Source organism: Nostoc sp. PA-18-2419 (assembly GCF_005869855.1).
GTDB lineage: Bacteria > Cyanobacteriota > Cyanobacteriia > Cyanobacteriales > Nostocaceae > Nostoc.
Genome location: NZ_SZNH01000024.1, coordinates 1 through 19,224, shown reverse-complemented (window position 1 = coordinate 19,224; position 19,224 = coordinate 1). Strand labels below are relative to the sequence as shown.

Annotated in this window: 17 protein-coding genes and 1 pseudogene; 8 read left to right on the top strand and 10 right to left on the bottom strand. The window is 38.4% G+C overall.

Annotated elements, in window-relative coordinates:
• Positions 1–434: 434 nt before the first annotated feature.
• From fraC to FCR06_RS22050, 3 genes are all read left to right on the top strand, one after another.
• A complete protein-coding gene (gene fraC, locus FCR06_RS22060) occupies positions 435–977 on the top strand; it encodes a filament integrity protein FraC (protein WP_138503539.1) in 543 nt (180 codons plus the stop codon).
• A 51-nt stretch (positions 978–1,028) separates the two neighbouring features.
• A complete protein-coding gene (gene fraD / locus FCR06_RS22055; protein WP_138503526.1) occupies positions 1,029–2,036 on the top strand; it encodes a septal junction protein FraD in 1,008 nt (335 codons plus the stop codon).
• 81 nt (positions 2,037–2,117) lie between these two features.
• Entirely contained in the window at positions 2,118–2,894 is a 777-nt protein-coding gene (locus FCR06_RS22050; RefSeq protein ID WP_138503524.1) for an ABC transporter permease, read from the top strand.
• 62 nt (positions 2,895–2,956) lie between these two features.
• On the opposite strand, the gene FCR06_RS22045 is transcribed toward FCR06_RS22050, so the two are convergent.
• The 4 genes and pseudogenes from FCR06_RS22045 to FCR06_RS22030 all read right to left on the bottom strand — a co-directional run.
• On the bottom strand, positions 2,957–3,616 hold the full coding sequence (locus FCR06_RS22045; protein ID WP_138503522.1) for a pentapeptide repeat-containing protein: 660 nt from the start codon (positions 3,614–3,616) through the stop codon (positions 2,957–2,959).
• A gap of 348 nt (positions 3,617–3,964) precedes the next feature.
• Positions 3,965–4,915, bottom strand: a complete 951-nt coding sequence (locus FCR06_RS22040) for an alpha/beta hydrolase family esterase (RefSeq protein ID WP_138503520.1) — start codon at positions 4,913–4,915, stop codon at positions 3,965–3,967.
• Between the two features lie 245 nt (positions 4,916–5,160).
• Positions 5,161–5,406, bottom strand: coding sequence for a hypothetical protein (locus FCR06_RS22035; protein ID WP_138503518.1), 246 nt, complete (start codon positions 5,404–5,406; stop codon positions 5,161–5,163).
• 242 nt (positions 5,407–5,648) lie between these two features.
• Positions 5,649–5,816: pseudogene (locus FCR06_RS22030) on the bottom strand (sugar ABC transporter permease); the annotation flags it as partial.
• 318 nt (positions 5,817–6,134) lie between these two features.
• On the opposite strand from FCR06_RS22030, the gene purN reads away from it, so the two are divergent.
• Positions 6,135–6,779: a phosphoribosylglycinamide formyltransferase gene (gene purN, locus FCR06_RS22025; protein WP_138503514.1), complete on the top strand. Its 645-nt coding sequence runs from the start codon at positions 6,135–6,137 to the stop codon at positions 6,777–6,779.
• Positions 6,780–7,002: 223 nt separating this feature from the next.
• Here purN and FCR06_RS22020 read toward each other — a convergent pair whose 3' ends face one another.
• From FCR06_RS22020 to FCR06_RS22005, 4 genes are all read right to left on the bottom strand, one after another.
• Positions 7,003–7,599 carry a CPBP family intramembrane glutamic endopeptidase gene (locus tag FCR06_RS22020; RefSeq protein WP_138503512.1) on the bottom strand — a complete coding sequence of 199 codons (597 nt, stop codon included), beginning with the start codon at positions 7,597–7,599 and terminating at the stop codon, positions 7,003–7,005.
• Between the two features lie 192 nt (positions 7,600–7,791).
• The gene (locus FCR06_RS22015; RefSeq protein WP_138503602.1) at positions 7,792–8,859 is read right to left on the bottom strand and encodes a DUF3326 domain-containing protein; all 1,068 of its coding nucleotides are present in this window, start codon (positions 8,857–8,859) and stop codon (positions 7,792–7,794) included.
• A gap of 96 nt (positions 8,860–8,955) precedes the next feature.
• Positions 8,956–9,135: a hypothetical protein gene (locus FCR06_RS22010; RefSeq protein ID WP_138503510.1), complete on the bottom strand. Its 180-nt coding sequence runs from the start codon at positions 9,133–9,135 to the stop codon at positions 8,956–8,958.
• A gap of 149 nt (positions 9,136–9,284) precedes the next feature.
• The gene (locus FCR06_RS22005; protein ID WP_138503508.1) at positions 9,285–9,605 is read right to left on the bottom strand and encodes a 2Fe-2S iron-sulfur cluster-binding protein; all 321 of its coding nucleotides are present in this window, start codon (positions 9,603–9,605) and stop codon (positions 9,285–9,287) included.
• 285 nt (positions 9,606–9,890) lie between these two features.
• Between FCR06_RS22005 and acnB the strand changes: the two genes are divergently transcribed.
• The 4 genes from acnB to FCR06_RS21985 all read left to right on the top strand — a co-directional run bounded on the left by acnB (position 9,891) and on the right by FCR06_RS21985 (position 15,052).
• Positions 9,891–12,551 carry a bifunctional aconitate hydratase 2/2-methylisocitrate dehydratase gene (gene acnB / locus FCR06_RS22000; protein WP_138503507.1) on the top strand — a complete coding sequence of 887 codons (2,661 nt, stop codon included), beginning with the start codon at positions 9,891–9,893 and terminating at the stop codon, positions 12,549–12,551.
• Between the two features lie 156 nt (positions 12,552–12,707).
• Positions 12,708–14,441: a DUF262 domain-containing protein gene (locus FCR06_RS21995; RefSeq protein WP_138503505.1), complete on the top strand. Its 1,734-nt coding sequence runs from the start codon at positions 12,708–12,710 to the stop codon at positions 14,439–14,441.
• Positions 14,442–14,507: 66 nt separating this feature from the next.
• On the top strand, positions 14,508–14,798 hold the full coding sequence (locus FCR06_RS21990; RefSeq protein ID WP_223280233.1) for a DUF4258 domain-containing protein: 291 nt from the start codon (positions 14,508–14,510) through the stop codon (positions 14,796–14,798).
• Positions 14,799–14,824: 26 nt separating this feature from the next.
• Positions 14,825–15,052 carry a type II toxin-antitoxin system MqsA family antitoxin gene (locus tag FCR06_RS21985; RefSeq protein ID WP_138503503.1) on the top strand — a complete coding sequence of 76 codons (228 nt, stop codon included), beginning with the start codon at positions 14,825–14,827 and terminating at the stop codon, positions 15,050–15,052.
• 581 nt (positions 15,053–15,633) lie between these two features.
• On the opposite strand, the gene FCR06_RS21975 is transcribed toward FCR06_RS21985, so the two are convergent.
• Positions 15,634–17,607, bottom strand: a complete 1,974-nt coding sequence (locus FCR06_RS21975; RefSeq protein WP_138503501.1) for a tetratricopeptide repeat protein — start codon at positions 17,605–17,607, stop codon at positions 15,634–15,636.
• Between the two features lie 3 nt (positions 17,608–17,610).
• Complete coding sequence (locus FCR06_RS21970; protein ID WP_138503499.1) at positions 17,611–18,837, bottom strand: hypothetical protein; 1,227 nt, start codon at positions 18,835–18,837, stop codon at positions 17,611–17,613.
• Positions 18,838–19,224 lie beyond the last annotated feature (387 nt).

Here is a 19,224-nt window from a genome sequence, read left to right as displayed (position 1 = left end):
TGGAAATCACAATTGCATGATAAACGAATTATTAGTTTTTCAAACATTAAGTATTGCAAATTTGGTGCTGGCCATTGGGAGTGTTGACTGTTGAGAAGGCAGAAGGCAGAAGGTTTTATTCACAAGGGGATTCAGATTTCTCCTTAATAAGAGCAACCTTTGTTAAAATTTGGTCGGGGTTTTAAACCGCAGGTTCGCTTCCGTTACGGCAGAGGGTAGGAGGCAAAATTTCCTTGTGCTTTCTTCCTTTCWCCAATAACTGTTGACTGTTTAATCAGGAGTTAAGAGTTATTCTCACCCTACCCCCTGCCTCTTGCTCCCCTGTTCCCCCTGCCTCTGCCTCATCCCCTAGTTTCCACTCATAGAATAATTTCCCCCATCACCGTCACTATCCCGGTTATACTCTCTACAGTTAACCCTTACCATTGACTTTTATGCGTGAAAATTGGATGCTTCCGAGGATTTTTCCCATTGGTGGAATTCTGTTTGACTTTTTATTTGTACTGATTGCCATTCCTATCGAAGCATACGTTTTGCACAGACGGCTAAAATTTGATAAAAAAACTAGCATTTTTTATGCTATTTCTATTAATTTATTTTCTAGCGTAATTGGTTGGATGGTATTTTTTTTCTCAGAACCAATGCTGCCAATACAGTTAAAATCAGAATTAATTAATTATTTATTTTTTAATACTTTTAAATCATCTGGTACACAAACTTTAATAATTTTAACTGCGTTTATAATTTTCTTCGCTAATTTTATACTGAAGTTTTTTCTATTGAAAGTTTTACTTTTATCTTTAGTCAAAGAACCATTTGTTAAAAAAGAGGAAGATATTGAAGTACCTCTGAGGCAGAAATGGCGAGGTTTTAGAAGTATAAAATTTCAAAATACAAACTTAGTCACTACTATATTGATAGCCAACTCTCTGAGCTATAGTGCAATAACTATTATTTTATTGTTTCGCTCAAAGTAGAAAATTTAATTTCTTATCCAGCAATACTATTAATTAAGTGTAGGTAAAAAGGTGAATACACTACTTAAAGATTTATTCGGAGCTTACAAATTTATTGAAGGGCTTTATGCAGGAATTAGAAAGATATTAGTTCCAGCCAAAGCTTATTCTTGGCAAACATTTATTTATCTGAGTGTTTTTTCTTGGTTACTTTCATATTTTGCTACAGGTTATATCAGAGATATCATTGCATTTTTTGGTTGGATGTTTTTAATTGCTGGTACATCTTGGTATACAACAGAAGATCCTTTAAGGGTTCCTGGTACTTTTATGCCAGTGGGAGCAGTAATCACTGGATTTTTAGTTAGTATTTTTGCATTTGGAAATCAAAAGGATGGAGTTACACCAACAACAATTGTTTTATGGCCAACAATTTCAGCACTAATTACGGCAATTCCAGAATTTATCGAAGGAAGTGATACAGATGCCAAAGCTCAAATTCCTAAGCCCGAAGACCGCCAAAAAATCATAGTTTTACTTGCTAGTTGTATGTTGCTAAGCTGCTGGATTCAGTTTTATTTTGTGGTGGATAATTGGTTAGAACAATATCCCAGTATGCAGACAGATAGTTTTAGGCGTAATACCTTTGTTGTCAGAACTCAAGAACCAACTAAAGTACCACAAAATGGAATTATAATTTTAAACAAACTTCAACCAATAGTAGAAGGACAAATAACTCAAACACCTTGGTCAGAAGTAGAAAAATGGTTGCTAGATGCAAAACAGCGAGTAGGAAGCTTGGGTGGAGAAGTAATTGAAAAAAACCTGGGAAAATATCAAGAGAAGGAATTATGGCATGTTGAACCGCGTGTATCTAATACTAAGTCTGGGTATATATTAGATTTACTAAGTATCTGGACAGGACCGAGTTCTAACCCACGGGGATATTATTTAAAGAAATCTTGTCGGATTGAACCAGTTGCAGCAACTAATAAATCAGGGAATAAAATCACAGTTGGAGAAATTGAATGCGATCGCTTAAATAAATTTCTCGCTGGTTCGCCACCTCCGCAGCAGTGAAGAGTTGGGAGATAAGGAGATGGGGTGGTGGGGTGATGAGCGAGAAATGACTAATGATAAATGATAAATGACAAATAACAAATGACAACCAGAATTTTTGTACTCGCTAAGAATGTGTTTCAGGAAGTGATACGCGATCGCATCCTATATATTATTGGTTTTTATGCATTAATACTCGCTGCTGCTTTCGGTATACTTCCTCAATTTGCGGCTACTACCGAAGACAAAATATTTTTAGATTTTGGCATGGCAGCGATGAATGCGATCGGATTAATTGTGACGATATTTATTGGTACGGGACTAGTTAATAAAGAAATTGAAAAACGTACTATATTAGTATTAATTGCTAAACCTGTTAGCCGCAGTGAAATTATTGTTGGCAAGTATTTGGGGTTATCCGCAGTGCTAGCGGTATTGATAGCTACGATGACAGTGATCTATTTGTTATTTCTGCAATTTGGGAAAGTTGCTCATCCAACAGCAAGCATTTTAATTGCGGCAATTTTCTTATTTTTGCAGTTGTCATTAATTACCGCTGTGGCTATTACCTTCGGTGTTTTTACAGCTTCACTCTTGGCGACTGTTTTAACTTTTGCTGTGTATTTAATGGGGAATATTAGCCAAGATTTAGTACAACTTGGGCGGCTTAGTCGCAATCTTGGGATAGAACGTTTAACTCAAGCTTTGTTTCTCATTTTCCCAGATTTATCACGATTAGATTTGAAAAATGATGCTGTTTATGGTTTGCAAGCACTACCTGATACGACGGCACTGATTATCAATGCTGGCTATGGCTTACTCTACAGTGTCATGTTGTTAGCGATCGCTACTGTAATTTTCTCACAACGTGAGTTTTAATCATTGGCCAAACAAGGCATTGGGAAAAAATAACAAATTACCAATGACCAATGACCAATGACTTAATAACTAATGACTATTGATGGTTCTTTAACTGTAGCATCAGGCATGATTGTATCTCTGAATTTTGCATAAATTAAATTCGTCTGATAAAGGTTTGCTTTACTCAAGTTGGTCTTAGTTAAGTTTGCCCATGTCAAGTCTGCACTTGTTAAATTGGCTTCAGTTAAATTAGCTTCTAGTAAGATTGCCCCACATAGCTTTACTTTTGTCAGATTTGCTCTAACTAAATTTGCTTCAATTAGCGATGTTTCAATTAATTTGGCTTCAGTTAAGTCTGCTTCTCTCAAATCCGCAGCACATAAAGAAGTACCCCAAAGGTTACTATTTATTAATTTCACTCGCCATAAAAAACTTCCACACAAATTTGCTTGCCTTAAATCGGTATTGCTTAAATTAGCTTCACATAAAGAGGCTTCATACAAATTAGCTTCGCATAAACTAGCCTGCATCAAATTTGCGCCACTTAAATTAGCACGAGTTAGTATACAACCAGATAGATTAGTACCACGCAAATCTGCTCCTATGAAGTTAACTCCACTTAAATCTAATCCTTTCAGGTCAATTTCACTCAAATCATATCCACTGAAATTGTGACGCTGAAAATATTTATTTGTGATTTGATTTAAGATAAATTCCTGCTTGTTAGCATAATCTTTCATGGTATTCACCTCTGGGTGTAATTCATCTCAAATGGCGATTGCAAAGTTACCGTATATTGAGAGTACACCTCAAATGGAAATAAAAGCGATCAATAATCAAGAATAAATTTCTAAAAAATCGTCAAGAACCTGAAAATACGCTCTTAAAGTCTTTTTTAAGACAAAAAATGCTGACATAAGTCAGGAAATATTGATATGCTACTGTAATCAACTTAGAGATATTTGTTTATTTGTCTAAGCCTATACTTTTGCTTCTACATTTCTGGTAGGTAGCCTCAACTATCAACTAAACTTCGTGCCATTGTATTTCAGCCAAAAGTTTGAGTCGGTTAAATATGGGGCTTGATATTAAGGCAAACTGTGACGTTGAAAAAAGTTCCAAATTGTTTCACTGGCGTTCAGTCCTAGCTTAGCATTGAATTTATTTAGGCTCTTGTCAGTTGAAGCACCACCAGGCCAGAAATGTCCACCGTTTACTACCGCTAAGTGCCAAACTTCTGAATTGTTACTACAACCTGCGTAGAGGGAGGTTTTGACTTTATCTTCAGAAAACTGCGAAGATTTATTTGATAAGGTACATTGGTCGTGCGATTGCCAAAAGTTTACCATGTCTGACACCGAAACCAACGCTCCTCGTTGAGTGCGATCATCACCTTGATAAAGTACATCGCGATCGTTTGTACCGTTAATTGTTAACATCGATATCGGAGTTTGAGGTTGGCAATTAGGTTTAAGTTTAACTGGGAGTGAACCGGCTACTGATGCAAAACCAGCAATTTTATTAGGTAACTTACAAGCCAGTGCTTGGGTAAGTATTCCACCTCTAGAAAAACCGGTAGCATAAACTTTATGAGTATTAATATTCATTTGCTGCTGAAGATGATCGATTAATGCACTGACAAACAAAACATCATCTGCCTTTCCTTTAGTATTAACTCTAACATTCCATTTTTGGTTAATCCCATCTGGATAAACAACAATAAATCCTTTTTTCTCTGCTAATTGATTGAAGCGAGTCACATTACTTATAGATTGACCACTACCATCATCTCCATGAAACACTAAAACTAAGGGCATCTGGCGGTTGGGATTATAAGATTTTGGAGTGTAAAAATAGTATGTGCGTAATTTTCCTTGGTCGTATAGCTCTCCATAATTCTCACCTTTGACAATTTTTTTAGATATGCTTCTTTCTTCAGCTTGGCTCGAATTGCATGCTATGACGAAAGTAATAGTACATATGGATATAAAAATATTTTTTAAAAATCGAGAACTTTGAGATTTTTGATAAGTATTCATATTAATTAAATTTACTTTATCAAAATGTTATCATTAAAAGCGGTGAGACACCCCATCCTCAAAGTAGGTATTTGAGGTTGCTCACCGCTACTTCCGGCATAGAGCATTGGTAAATTCTTCCTCATCCTCTATGCCTAAAAACTGCATCTTCTTTGTAGGTGGAGTTTTTAATTTTTACTTGAGAAATGGCCTTTTACTAAATAGAGACTAATAAATTAAGTGTGATTTAGTCTCTATTAAAGATATTAAACTCTTACATTTACATAATGAGCAGGAACTCGAACTTTAACTAACCTGTTACCACGTCGTACTGTTTCCCAGTGTGCAGGAATTAACTTACGTCGATATCGGGCAGCAACAACAGGTCTATGCACAACAACAGTTTTATGCATGTTAGGTTTAATAATGATCTCTGCTGCGGATGCTTGTGATGGCATGGAAGAAATGGCAAATGGTAGAGCAAGTAATGTACCTAAAAGAATACGTTTCATCTTCAAATCTCTATCGGTTAATTGGCTAGATTTTCTACAGTATTCATCGTTAAGTTGTAAACATATTTTCTTACCTAATCTCAAAGATTGTAGTAAGTTTTTTATTGTTATCAGACTTAATTCAGTTCGCTGTATAGTTCTCAGTTTAAAATCATAAATAGCAATAGACAGTGGAATAAAGTCACAATTTGAATCTAACTAAAGTCATATTAAGCAATTAAAATATCTTTGAGCTCACTGTTTTACTCTTCTTTAGCAGTTTGCAATTGCAAATACACGACTACCAAAGTTACTGCTAACAGCAGCGTTATGCTGGCTACATAACCAAAATTAAATTGAGCAAACGCATCATGGTAAATGTAGTAAACCAGCGAATTAGTCAAATTTAATCTACCGCCGCCGATTATTAGGGACTGATAAATAAAAAAATATCCCATCCCTGCGGGACGCTACGCGAACGCTTTTAGGGCAAGGATCTCTATTGCAGGGGGGAGAGAAAGTCGTTTTGATGGGCGTGAAATTGGATAATTTATTTCTTGGAAGTCCCTTAGATAAGGTTGTTCAAAACTCTGGAATCTAAAAATATCCGTGGTAATTGTTCTAAATATGACAGGAGAACGCAATCTGGGTAGTATAATATGCCAAAATTGTTGCCAAACATTTGCGCCATCTAAATCTCACGACTTACTATATATTTTTGGCATTGATAATTTTCCCTTTTTGCTGTTATGACCATCCGCCCTGATTATACTTCTAGCTTGATTTCTCCAAATATTAACGATGTCTGCCGACAAGACACTTGTTTAAAACTCGGAATTATGGCTTCTGGAAATGGCAGCAATTTTGATGTTGTTGCCCAAGCTATTGAAGATAAACAGCTAAATGCCAAAATTCAAGTTTTGATTTATAATAATCCAACGGCTAAAGCAGCGGTAAGAGCAGCTAATCGAGGAGTAGAAGCTGTGTTGTTGAATCACCGTGACTACAAAAGCCGAGAAAAGTTTGATGAGAAAATTGTGCAAGCATTACGGCAGTATGATGTCGAATGGGTGATTATGGCAGGCTGGATGCGACTTGTGACATCAGTCTTTATTAATGCTTTTCCTCACAGAATTATTAATATACATCCGAGTTTGTTACCTAGTTTTAAGGGAATTAATGCTGTAGAGCAAGCTTTGGCATCTGGGGTAAAAATCACTGGCTGTAGTGTGCATATCGCTTGTTTAGAAATGGACAGTGGGCCAATATTGATGCAAGCCGCAGTACCAGTGCTGCCAGATGATACGCCAGAAACACTCCATGCTAGAATTCAAATTCAAGAACATCGGATTTTGCCAATGGCGATCGCTTTAGCAGGCTCTACTAATTTTTAGTCACAGTAAATAATAGTGTGATATCTGTGAGGGTTGGTAATGGGTAATCGTCAGTTATTTATTCCCTTTCTCCTAATTCGCAATTACCAATTCGCAATTACCAACTACACCAACCATATTGTAAGTAATAAGCTAGACTTGGTATAATTCGCTCCGTTGAGGTGATTTTCAGATAGTTATCTAGGCAAAGTGACAAGTCACCATTTGAGCATTTAGCAACGTCTTATTTTTTACTTCCTGATAATTGCCAGGTTTTCCACATATAGCTAGAAACCCAATTCGTCGTAATATGAGCAGCGATGGGCACTAGTAAGTTGCCAGTGAGCAAGGCGCTATATGCTAATATCATCCCGACAATCGTTGCCCAAACTACATAAGGCCATTGTTGAGAACCGCTCAGATGCAAGACGCCAAAGCAAACACTAGATACAATCACAGCCAAATGATTGAAACCTAAAGCTGGTAGCATCACGCCTCGAAATAACAATTCTTCACTCAAACCAGGTAGTAACCCTAACCAAATTAAGTCTGGTAAGGCTAAAGGCTTCAATACTACTTCTAGATAAAAATCTGCACTTTGACGGTAGGAATTCCAAAGGCGATAAGTTAAACCACTTAATGCGGTAATCACAAATCCCAAGCCTACACCCAACAGTAAATCTCTTTGGTTCAATTTCCAGGATAATAGGGTAAAGTTGCCAAAGTGCAACGACACTTTGGCGACTATCAGCAAAATGATTGCAGTCGCTCCCATCGCCCCAAGTACTTGGATGCGTGTCAGATATGGAATTTCTGGTTCTTGCTTTTGTTGTTCAATCACGGATTTTTCGGGAATGGGGAGGTGGAGAGATCAAGGAGATGTGGTTCGGCTTGGCGGTAGTTGAGCGTAGTCAAAACTCACTAACCGAGAGAAGAGGGAGCGTCTTTAGTGAGGCTCCTAACTTTTGGAAAGACTTGGGTTAATCGCGTCTCTACTCTCAACTCAGCACTCCTAACTTATAACTTCTAATGACTAATGATTAGTGACTACTGGTTGCAAAGATGATAATTTGGGACAAAGAGCAGAGGGATTAATGCCTGCTTTATGTGCCACTAATACACCCACTGCCTCTAAATATGAGTTTACCTGTATGGATTTGATCCCCAACGGTTGGGGAGGAACTTTGATCGCAGTTTTATTTTCTTCTACTGTAATTATTTGGCATCGTGTTTGACTTAAACTCAATAAAGCACTACCACCACAGGCATTTGCAGGTACAACAAGAGCATCTACTCCTTCGGCCCAAATATCTTCTTGTTCTAATGCTATCGTTTTTCTCTCTACTATAAATTGTGGGGCACGACTCAAGCCGACGAGAACGCATGGTAAAAATGTGTAGCCCAATTCTTCAGCAGCAGAACGCGGTGCTAAGTCCGGTTCTGGAGGGGTGCTAGCCAGAGCAGGAGAATGGGCACAAGGAATTTGAAAGGTTCGCACTAGCAAATGGCTAATTACGGCTTCTGCACCTGCTAGGGAATCAACTCCTTCGCCGTGGCGGTATTTCTGTACTGCCTCTTCATCCATATCATCTCTGAAACAGGCGACAACTGCGATCGCTTCTGCTCCAGCTTTTTTAACCAGTATTTCGGCTGCCCTTAACAAGCTATCGGGGTTTCCAATTGTCCCCCAACTTGCACCCGATAGAGTAGTCCGTAATTCTACATTTAGAGGGGCATCAGTGATGACATAATCTGTTAAGGTCAATCCCAGAGTAGCTCTCGCTGCATCCGCTGCTTGCAGGTGTCTTAGCTGCAACTCCGGCTCAATACCTTGGTCTAAAAGCAAACCTATCTTGTTGTTCCTGACTGGACGCAAACCCCAGCATCCAGCGGCGAATTTGTCAAGTCCAAAACCTTCAACGTAGAAAGTATTGGGGAGATTCCAGTACAAGCTTGCGCCATTGAGGACATTGGGGTGAGTAATCAGGCGATCGCAAACCTGTGCTATAACTCTGGCAACAGGCAAAGCATCTCCAGCGTAACCGCCAATCGCAGCCCCAACCCCAGTTGGTACAATTAAAATAGCAGTGTATGGATGCATATTGAATGCTGAGTGGTGAGAGACGCGATTAACCCAAGTCTTTCCAAGAGTTAGAAGTTTAGAGTTCTTATCCCCCATCTCCCCATCTCCCTACTTTTAACTCTTAACTGTTGTCACAACGGCTTCAACTGTAGCCTTTTGCTGGGCAACGTCCACAGAGGTAACTGCCCACCGCAGGGGTTCCCCTTGTTTTTTCAACTCTGTTTCAATTGTTTTGAGTAACTCTGCGGGAGTTTCTTGCAGGTCAATTTCTGCGGTAATAAAATGAGTTGTCATCGCCTAAATCCTATTGATTTTTAGTTTATAGAATAGCTTATCAGGTGCTATCAAATACCTATGTAATTTTCTAGTTTTTGTAATCATGTTAGCGAACAGTCATGGAGTTATGAATAAATCAACTCATATACTGATAACTGTTGGCTTAATTATTGGTCTTTACCAAATTGCAACTGATAAAGTTTGTCTTCTTTTTCACTCTCAATTTTCAAATCAGAAAGGGGTTTAGCAATACAAAGCAATACATAACCTTGTTTTTGTAAATCTGGACTAACGCCCATACCATCAGTTTGATCGACAGTTCCTTGGCTGATTTGACCGGCGCAAGTTGTGCAAACCCCTGCATGACAGGAACTTGGCAAATCTAAACCAGCAGCATCAGCGACTGATAAAATGGTCTGATCCTCGGGGACTTGCAAAGTATGAATTTGACCCTGGTGATGAATTTCTACGGTGTAAGTTTTGGACATATACAAAAAAGCGTCAACCAACCGACAAAAAACTTATTTTATCTGAACGAGAGGCCGAGTACCAAATCAATAAAACCAAAAAGAGAATTATTTTCAAACAGCTAGATTGGGAAAAATAGCTATACAGTAATAATTATAAGTCCTTGCCAGACAAAAAACTTAAAGTAAGGAGACTCACTTCCTGTTAATTCCACCTGTAAAGACTTGTGAGGTTGAATGCTCCTGAAAATTGAGAAGTGATTATGAATACTTAAACAATGTTTGGCTGAAAATTTGGAGTGTAGAATGCTGGAATTATATCGTAAACATGTAGTAGAAAGAGCAGCACTAGGAATTCCCCCCTTACCACTAGATGCAAACCAAACATCCCAATTGTGCGAATTACTGAAGAATCCACCTAAAGGTGAAGAAGATACATTATTGCATTTATTGAGCGATCGCGTCCCTCCTGGTGTTGATGCAGCCGCTTATGTAAAAGCTGGATTTCTCACCGCTATTGCCAAGGAAGAAATTACCAGTCCTTTGATTTCGCCTATAGAAGCGGTGCAATTGCTGGGCACAATGGTAGGCGGTTATAATGTGCAAGCTTTAATTGATTTGCTGCAATTGCCCACTGTATCTGTATCAGATTCTTCCGAAACACCTCTGGTAATGGGAGGACAAGGAAAGGAACCCATCGCCGCTTACGCTGCCAATGCCTTAAGTAAAATCCTCTTGGTGTATGATGCTTTCCATGATGTTTTGGAATTGTCGAAAACCAATCCTTTTGCTAAGCAGGTAATTGACTCTTGGGCGGAAGCTGAGTGGTTTACTGTTCGCCCGACTGTACCACAAGCGATTACTGTTACCGTTTTTAAAGTTCCTGGCGAAACCAACACTGATGACTTATCCCCTGCCCAAAGCGCCACAACTCGCCCAGATATTCCCTTACACGCCCTAGTGATGTTAGAGTCACGCCAACCGGGAAGTTTACAAACCATTGCCGAACTGAAAAAGCAAGGACATCCTGTAGCTTACGTGGGAGATGTGGTTGGTACGGGTTCCTCACGGAAATCTGCTATCAATTCGGTGTTGTGGCACATGGGAAATAATATACCTTTTGTGCCCAATAAACGCGCTGGGGGATATATTTTAGGTAGTGCGATCGCGCCTATCTTCTTTAACACAGCTGAAGATGCCGGTGCTTTGCCTATCCAGTGCGATGTCACCAAACTAGAAACTGGCATGGTAATTACCATCCATCCCTACAAAGGCGAAATCACAAACGAAGCAGGCGAAGTTATTTCTACCTTCAGCCTCAAACCAGATACCATCCTCGATGAAGTCCGCGCCGGCGGACGCATCCCCCTACTTATCGGGCGTACCCTCACCGACAAAACCCGCCAAGCACTCGGTTTAGAACCCAGCACCGTTTTTATCCGTCCCCAACAACCCAGCGATACAGGCAAAGGCTACACCCTAGCCCAAAAAATCGTCGGTAAAGCTTGCGGATTAGCTGGTGTGCGTCCCGGTACATCTTGCGAACCAATTATGACCACCGTTGGTTCCCAGGATACCACAGGTCCCATGACGCGCGACGAATTGAAAGAACTCGCTTGTTTGGGTTTCAGTGCAGACTTAGTAATGCAGAGTTTTTGTCACACCGCAGCTTATCCCAAACCAGTAGACATTAAAACTCACCACGAACTCCCCGACTTCTTTGCCCAACGTGGTGGTGTCGCCTTGCGTCCCGGTGATGGTATCATCCACTCTTGGTTAAACCGGATGCTGCTACCCGACACCGTGGGAACTGGCGGCGACTCCCACACCCGTTTTCCTTTAGGAATTTCCTTCCCTGCCGGTTCTGGGTTAGTGGCGTTTGCTGCGGCGTTGGGCGTCATGCCTTTGGATATGCCAGAATCAGTTTTGGTAAGATTCAAAGGTGAATTACAACCCGGTGTCACCCTGCGAGATGTTGTGAATGCGATACCCTACGTCGCAATTCAAAAAGGTTTGCTGACAGTCGAGAAGCAAAACAAGAAAAATGTCTTCTCCGGGCGAATTTTAGAAATTGAAGGTTTGCCAGATTTAAAAGTGGAACAAGCCTTCGAACTCGCCGACGCTACCGCTGAACGTTCTTGTGCGGGTTCTACCATTAAGCTGAGTGTAGAGACAATTTCTGAATATCTGCGTTCTAACGTTGCACTTTTGAAAAACATGATTGCGCGGGGCTATCACGATGCGCGTACCATCCTCCGCCGCATTGCCAAAATGGAAGAATGGTTAGCAAATCCTGTGTTATTAGCAGCCGATACGGATGCGGAGTATGCCGAAATAATTGAAATTGATTTGAACGAAATCAAAGAACCAATTGTTGCTGCTCCCAATGACCCGGATAATGTTAAATTATTATCGTCAGTTGCGAATGACCCAGTGCAAGAAGTATTCGTCGGTTCATGTATGACGAATATCGGTCATTATCGAGCAACAGCGAAAGTTTTGGAAGGTGCTGGTGAAGTAAAAACCCGCCTGTGGATAGCACCACCAACCCGCATGGACGAACACCAATTAAAAGAAGAAGGAATGTATGCCATTTTTGGGGCTGCGGGTGCGAGGATAGAAATGGCAGGATGCAGCTTATGTATGGGAAATCAGGCGCGAGTTGCTGATGCTACAACAGTGTTTTCAACCTCTACCCGCAACTTCAATAATCGCATGGGTAAAGATGCGCGAGTGTATCTTGGTTCAGCGGAATTAGCCGCAGTTTGTGCGCTGTTAGGACGCATTCCCACAGTGCAGGAATATTTAGATATTGTGGCGAAGAAGATTAATCCTTTTGCTGATGATTTGTATCGCTATTTGAACTTTGATCAAATTGTCGGTTTTGAGGATGAAGGAAGAGTGATTGCGTTGGAAGATATGCCCAGGATTGAGGATATTTTGGGTATGCCAACTGCGGCGAGGTAGTTACAAATGATATCAAATGCCGCAGGCTAAAATCTGGGGCTATAGGAATAAAGCCCGCATTAGCGGGCTTTTTGAGCTAAATCAATTATATGTAATTCTTTGATAATACAAAAATTTAGTTATTATCGTATATGATACACAAAGCAAATGACAGGCATGAAAGCATCAGAAACAAGTCTCCGTAACTTACTAGAAGGTGGTAAACAGTTTCAAATACCTCTTTTTCAGCGACCATACTCTTGGAAAAAGGAGAACTGGGAGACTCTGTGGGAAGATTTGATGAGTCTTTATAATGATGATGAAAAAGGCTTTTATTTTCTTGGCCCTATAGTAACCCAAGCTGAACTGGGGACTGCTGATGGTATAAGTCGATATATTGTTATAGATGGACAACAACGTTTCACAACTCTTAGCATTCTCTTGGCGGCATTAAGAAATTATCTTAAGAAGTCTGACAAACAAATAGCAGAACAGATACACGAATTTTTTTTGATAAACAAGTATCAAAAGAATGATGATTTTTATAAAGTGCTGCCTACTCAGGATGATTGCGATGCATATAAAAGTATTATCGACAATAAGACACCCAAGGCAAGAAATAAAGAATCACAATCAGGAGCAATATATGAAGCATATAAATTTTTTGATGGCAAGCTGAAAAAGCCTTTTGCAAATGAAGATATCTTATTAGATTTTGCAAAATTTAAAAATATTATTTTAGAACGTTTAGTATTAGTAAATATTACTTCTGATAACAACGATAATCCATATCTTATTTTTGAAAGTTTGAACAATAAAGGAGAAGAATTAACACAGGCAGACTTAGTTCGTAACTATATATTTATGAAATTACCTATTGAAGAAAGAGATGAAGTTTATAACAGCGAATGGTTGCCTCTTCAAGAAAGTTTTAAATTAAACATGAAGCCAAAAGAATATGCAGACGAATTAACTAATGCTTTTTGGTTTTATTTACGTAAAGATGGAGAGGCAGTTAATGAAAAAGCTGTTTATAAATCAATTAAACAACACTTTGATGAATCTGCTAAACGCTTTGAAAAACCGGAATTAGGTATCAAGGCTGAGTTGGAGAACCTGATAAAATTTACTAATTACTATCTACGTCTTAATTTCGATCAAGAAGAACAAGAACCAAAACTAAAGCATTGGTTTCAGCGGCTAAAAAAATTGGATTTTACTACTTGTCATATATTTTTGCTGAATATTTATTATGAATATGAGGCTAAACACTTATCTGTTCAAGATTTTGAGAAAATCCTGCAATACTTAGAATCATACTTTGTACGCCGTTGGATTGTTGGAATTCCTACTAGAGCTTTAGGCATAACCTTTAACAATTTGTATAAGCAAGTAAAGGAAAAAAATCCTGAAGATTTAGTAGATGGATTACGTCAAGTTCTAATCAGCTTTGAGAAAACTCAAGTATTCCCTGACGACAAGTTATTCTGTCAACATATCATCAATGAACCTTTATATAATAACAAAAGCTCGACAGCAAATGAACGGGTAAAGTTTTTATTAGAAAGTATAGAACAATCTCTGAGCAAAGAGCGTGTTGATACTCAGCCTATGAGTCTTGAGCATATTATGCCCCAAAAGTCCCCTTTACGTAAAGAATGGCAAGAAATGTTAGGCACAAATCATAACAAGACACATAAGGAATTGCTTCACACTTTGGGTAATCTCACGCTGACACAATATAACTCTGAATTATCCAACAAATCCTTTGAGGAGAAATTGAAGATTTTAAGGACTAGTAATGTGACTTTGAACCAATATTTTCGAAACGTAGATGTTTGGAATGAAGAGGAAATCAAAAGTCGCGCTGAATATTTAGCTAAGATAGCGATAAAAGTATGGCCTCGATAAAATGAATTGTACGCGATCGCACCCGGAATTTGTGAGTGCGCTCGCTATACAATACTAAAGTCTAATTTGCTTGAGATTACCACCTTGTTTGATGAAATTTTACAACGGATGCGGGATAAAGTTTCTTCTTGTCAGTATTTAATGACACTACATGCTGAAGAAGAAATGAGCGATGACAATCTAACAATTTATGACATTGAACAAGGTATCCTCACAGGCGAAATATTGGAACGTCAAAAAGATAAAGTGACAGCAGAATCCAAATATCGTATCAGAGGTTTAACTCTTGATGCAGGGGAAATTGAAATCATTGCCAAGCTAAGTCCAACTGGAAAACTTGTTATCATTACTGTATAGATACCCTAATACCAGGAAAGCGGCAAATGCTGTGTGATATTTGTGGAAATGAAGGTGTCAAAATCCGTCGAATTACCAGAACTTACGGTAAGGGTAAAGACCTGCTAGTAATAGAAAATATTCCGGTGGTAACTTGTTCTCATTGCGGCGAAAACTATTTAACAGCTGAAACTATTCACAAAATTGAACAAATTAAAACTAACCGTAAAACATTAGCTGTTGAACGCCCTGTAGAAGTAGCTAGTTTTGGATAATGAATAATTGCCAAAATCCAATGTTATCTAAGCTATTATTTCAAAAACAAACGTCTATAAAATAGAGTTGAGTAAACAATAGTTTTAGAATTTTATAAGATAAATAACTAAAAAAAATGAAATTTTATCCTGTTGTACTAAGACAAAATTCTGGCTATTGGGTTGCTTTATGTTTAGAAAATGCTATTGTCGGCTAGGGGAATACTCAAGAAGATGCAATTAATAAACTAAAAGAAGCAATCAAATCCTTTGAAATAGTTTATGAGTCTAAAAGTAATATTTATAAATCCTTGATTTCAATAGAACAATTACATTAATTTTTATATTTTGAAGCAAAAGAACAAGATTCAGAAATATACGAATTAATGAAGGTTTATACCTAAAAATTGGGTTTTGCTGAAATTAGTGAATGGAGTCCGCTTTTACCTGCTTCTCAACCAGGCAAAGTGATGAAGATTTTAACCCGCAGTGTTCCCATAGACTAATAATTGTATTTATAATATTATGGAGCGATATCGTAGACATCACTCCATAAATTTCTAGCAAATAATATTCTGAATATAACCAGAAAAACTTGATAGTTATGCCTTACTCAAACTAGATAAACTTTCCTCTACTTCAGCACGATCGCTTGCATCGGGATTCAGCCGAAGATAAGTCTGGAGGTCGGCAGATGCAGCATCAGATTGACCTAAACTAATTAATACTATCGCCCGATTTTGATAGAAGTCTGGATTATCTGGTAATAAAGCGATCGCCGCTGATAAATCGCTCAAAGCTTCTGGTAGTTGTCCGAGTTCGTAGTGAAGTGTGGCTCGATTTGCTAATAATAAAGGTTGCTGTGAATTTAAAGCAAGTGCCGCATTATAATCTAATAAAGCTGCTTCCAGATGTCCCCAAGCTTCAAATGCTTGAGCGCGACCAATCAATGCTGGAGTTAGAGTAGGTTCTAAATCAAGAGCAACTGAATAAGCCTTAGTTGCTTCTTCCAGTAAACCTTTTGAGTAATAGCAATGTCCGATATTCATCCATACTTCATAGTATGGTGGGCTAAGCTCAATAGCTTGGTGGTAATCGTTCAAAGCATTTTCTAAAAGACCGAGGCGTTGGTAAACATTGCCGCGATCGTTGTAGTACTCTGAGTAGTTTGGATCGGCAGCGATCGCAGCTGTAAAATAAATCACAGCTTCTTCTAATTCACCCATTGCTGCGTAGACTTGAGCAATATTATAGTCCAAAACTGAGCGATGTAATCGATGTTTACCTTCACTCAAATGGTTTTTGAATTCTTCAATTGCAGACCGACAAAGTTCGATTGCTTCTTCAGGAAAACCTTGACGGTGTTTAACAAGTGCTAAACCATTCATATCAAAAGCAGTCATAAAATGTCTATCATCAGCTGGAATATCCGAAGTTGATTCTGCTAAGATACTCAGACTGCGATTGAGATAATCTTCGGCTAAAGCATGGTCATGTTCCGGTAAAAACCGAGTATGGAACATTGCCATTATGTAATAAGCTCGAACTAATTGCGCTGGTGCATCAAGTTTGAGGAGAGCTTCTTCTTGAACAATTTGATATGCTTTGGTAATATTTCCTGTTGTTGCGTAACAGTTAAAAAGATTCCCAACCATATTCCAGCGCATGTTATTGTCTTTTCCACAAAGCTGCTCAAGTTGAGTAGCAACAGGTTCACAGTATACTAACGCATCTTCATAAAAACCTTGGTGATTATAGGTTCCTAATAATCTTGCTTGCCAAATCAATGCTTTTTCAGGTTCGTCACTTTGTAACCAACAGGAAATTAATCGCGGCCCATGAATTTCAAGTTCAATAGAATCTCTACCAATTTGTTCTTCCAACTTTTGTGCTAGTTGGGACATTTTTTCGGGGAAAATTACTACTTCTGGTTCGGGTGGTAATTGTAAGCTAACCTTTTGTGCCAAAAACTGATGATTTAAGTGATTGATGGCAGTTTCACCAGTATTAGAAGCAGTAGCAAAGAGTAAACTTAACTTTAGCTTCTGTCCCCGACGACGAACGAGTTCAGCAAAAAAGCGGCGTACCAAAAATCCTGCTTGCTCATAATTATTACAAGCAATCAACCAAGGAGAACCATCGGTGTAATCATGCCAGGAATCTAGTAAATCGATTACCCCATGTATGATTCTATAAGCCCGATCTAAAGGATAGTTACGTACCCTTTCATCATCAAGAGAACTGTCTGTTAAATTTGGATTTCGTACCGATATTTGACGCCTTAAGGCAGGCAAAATCATTGCTAATTCATAGCTATGTTTGTCAATCAGATGTGGTGCTTTTGCTTGAATATCTGGTAAAAGTTGATTTAGCCATTGATTTAATCCAGCCCATAACCCATCTTCTTGGGGATTAAATGATAGTAACCAAGTTTTTGCTTTATTTTCTTGACCTAACTGTAACCATTGCTGCAAAATCTCTAACCTAGAACTACCCGATTCTGCCTCTAATAAAATTACCTTACCTATTTCTGGTTGTTGTAAAATAGCTTGTTCGAGAGTATTGTGACGCTTCATAATTTATCTCCTTTTAGTAAGACGTAAACTGTTAATCCAAAGAAAAATACCAATACCTTGAATTCCAAAAACCAGCAATCCCATTACTAGGGCATCGGTGAAGGCATAAGGATTTGATTGATACCCTGCACTCAACGTGCCTAAAAGTAGGGAAGCATAATTCCACATGGTTGGAATACCAATGAAGAACAGCGACGAAAATGCAGCGATGTGACCTAAAATGTAGACGACTGCGTAACAGCGAATCACTCGCATCTCACCTCTAGGAATAGAGGATTGGTCAGTGGGATGAGAAAATCTGAGTAATCGAAATATTTGGTTTTGTACGAAAATCTTTGTATCCTTCATCAGACTTCTACATCTGAAAAAGTTTGCAATGACGTAGTAAAAATCAGTCCGAACAAAGAAATAGCATTGCCAAAGTAAACCGAGTAGATAACTTAAAGCGATCGCTTGCATTAGCTGTGAAGCAATGGGAGATATTATTACCCATTTTTCTTGTTGAGCAAATAAAATCAATAGCAAAACAGAAGTTAATACAACATCTAGCAATGGCCCTGCAAGAAAAGGTAAATACCGCTGATTTCGTGGGACACCCCATATCCCAGTCATATCTGTTTCTGCTACAAGTATCCAAAGGCGATTGCTTAACCTTAATTGACAAGAAACACCTACTGCTTTAGCTGCAATTAAATGAGCCATCTCATGTAGAAAGACTGCAATAACATTAATTCCAGTTAAAATTAACGTCATCAAAGTGACATTTTTTGTAAATACAAAGGCTTGATAACCTGGCATAATTGCAGGTTTCAAGATAACAGCAGCTAAAGCTAATAATATGACTAATGCACAACCAATTAATACTTTATTGCTAAATAACTGTTTGGCAGAAGATTGGGAAATCCAAGTGAAGTGATTTTTTTGCTTTGGTTGCTTAGTATATGTTGGTAAAATGATTTGTTTAGAAGATTGAATATTAACAAAATCGTTTGCTTCTAAAACCTCTAGTAGACCTTCAATGTCTGGTAGCTCATTATACTTCTTTTGATAAAGTGATTGTGCTTGTCCAATAGTTTTACCAGCAGCTAAATAGTCTAATAACTCTATTGCATCAGAGGGTAATGCTAGAAAAATATTAGTATCTACTCTACCAATGATGAATTCATCTCCTTCAGGTTGGCGAGTAAATGGATAAATAGAAACCAGAGCATCGGCAGGATATCTTGTCACGTCAAGTTTCCTTGCTAATATAATGTTGTAATAATTTCAAATTCAGAAGTTAAAACTCAGGAGTTAGAATCAATATACTTATTTCAAAACTTCTAATTTTAAACTCTTTCTCGGTGGCTCGGCGTGAAATAAAAAATCTTTATTCATTAGTGGGGGATTATAGCCCACCACTAATTTCAGGAAAAGTATGTAGCTAGCTCACTGAACTACTTAAATGTAAAACTGAAATCAAATAGTTCATTTATTTTTTTACTACCAGCAATTACTACATATCCAACAAACATAAGCCGCTGCTCTGGTTGTTCTGAGTGTTTCCACTTCACGAATACATATCCAACAAACATAAGCCGCTGCTCTGGTTGTTCTGAGTGTTTCCACTTCACGAAT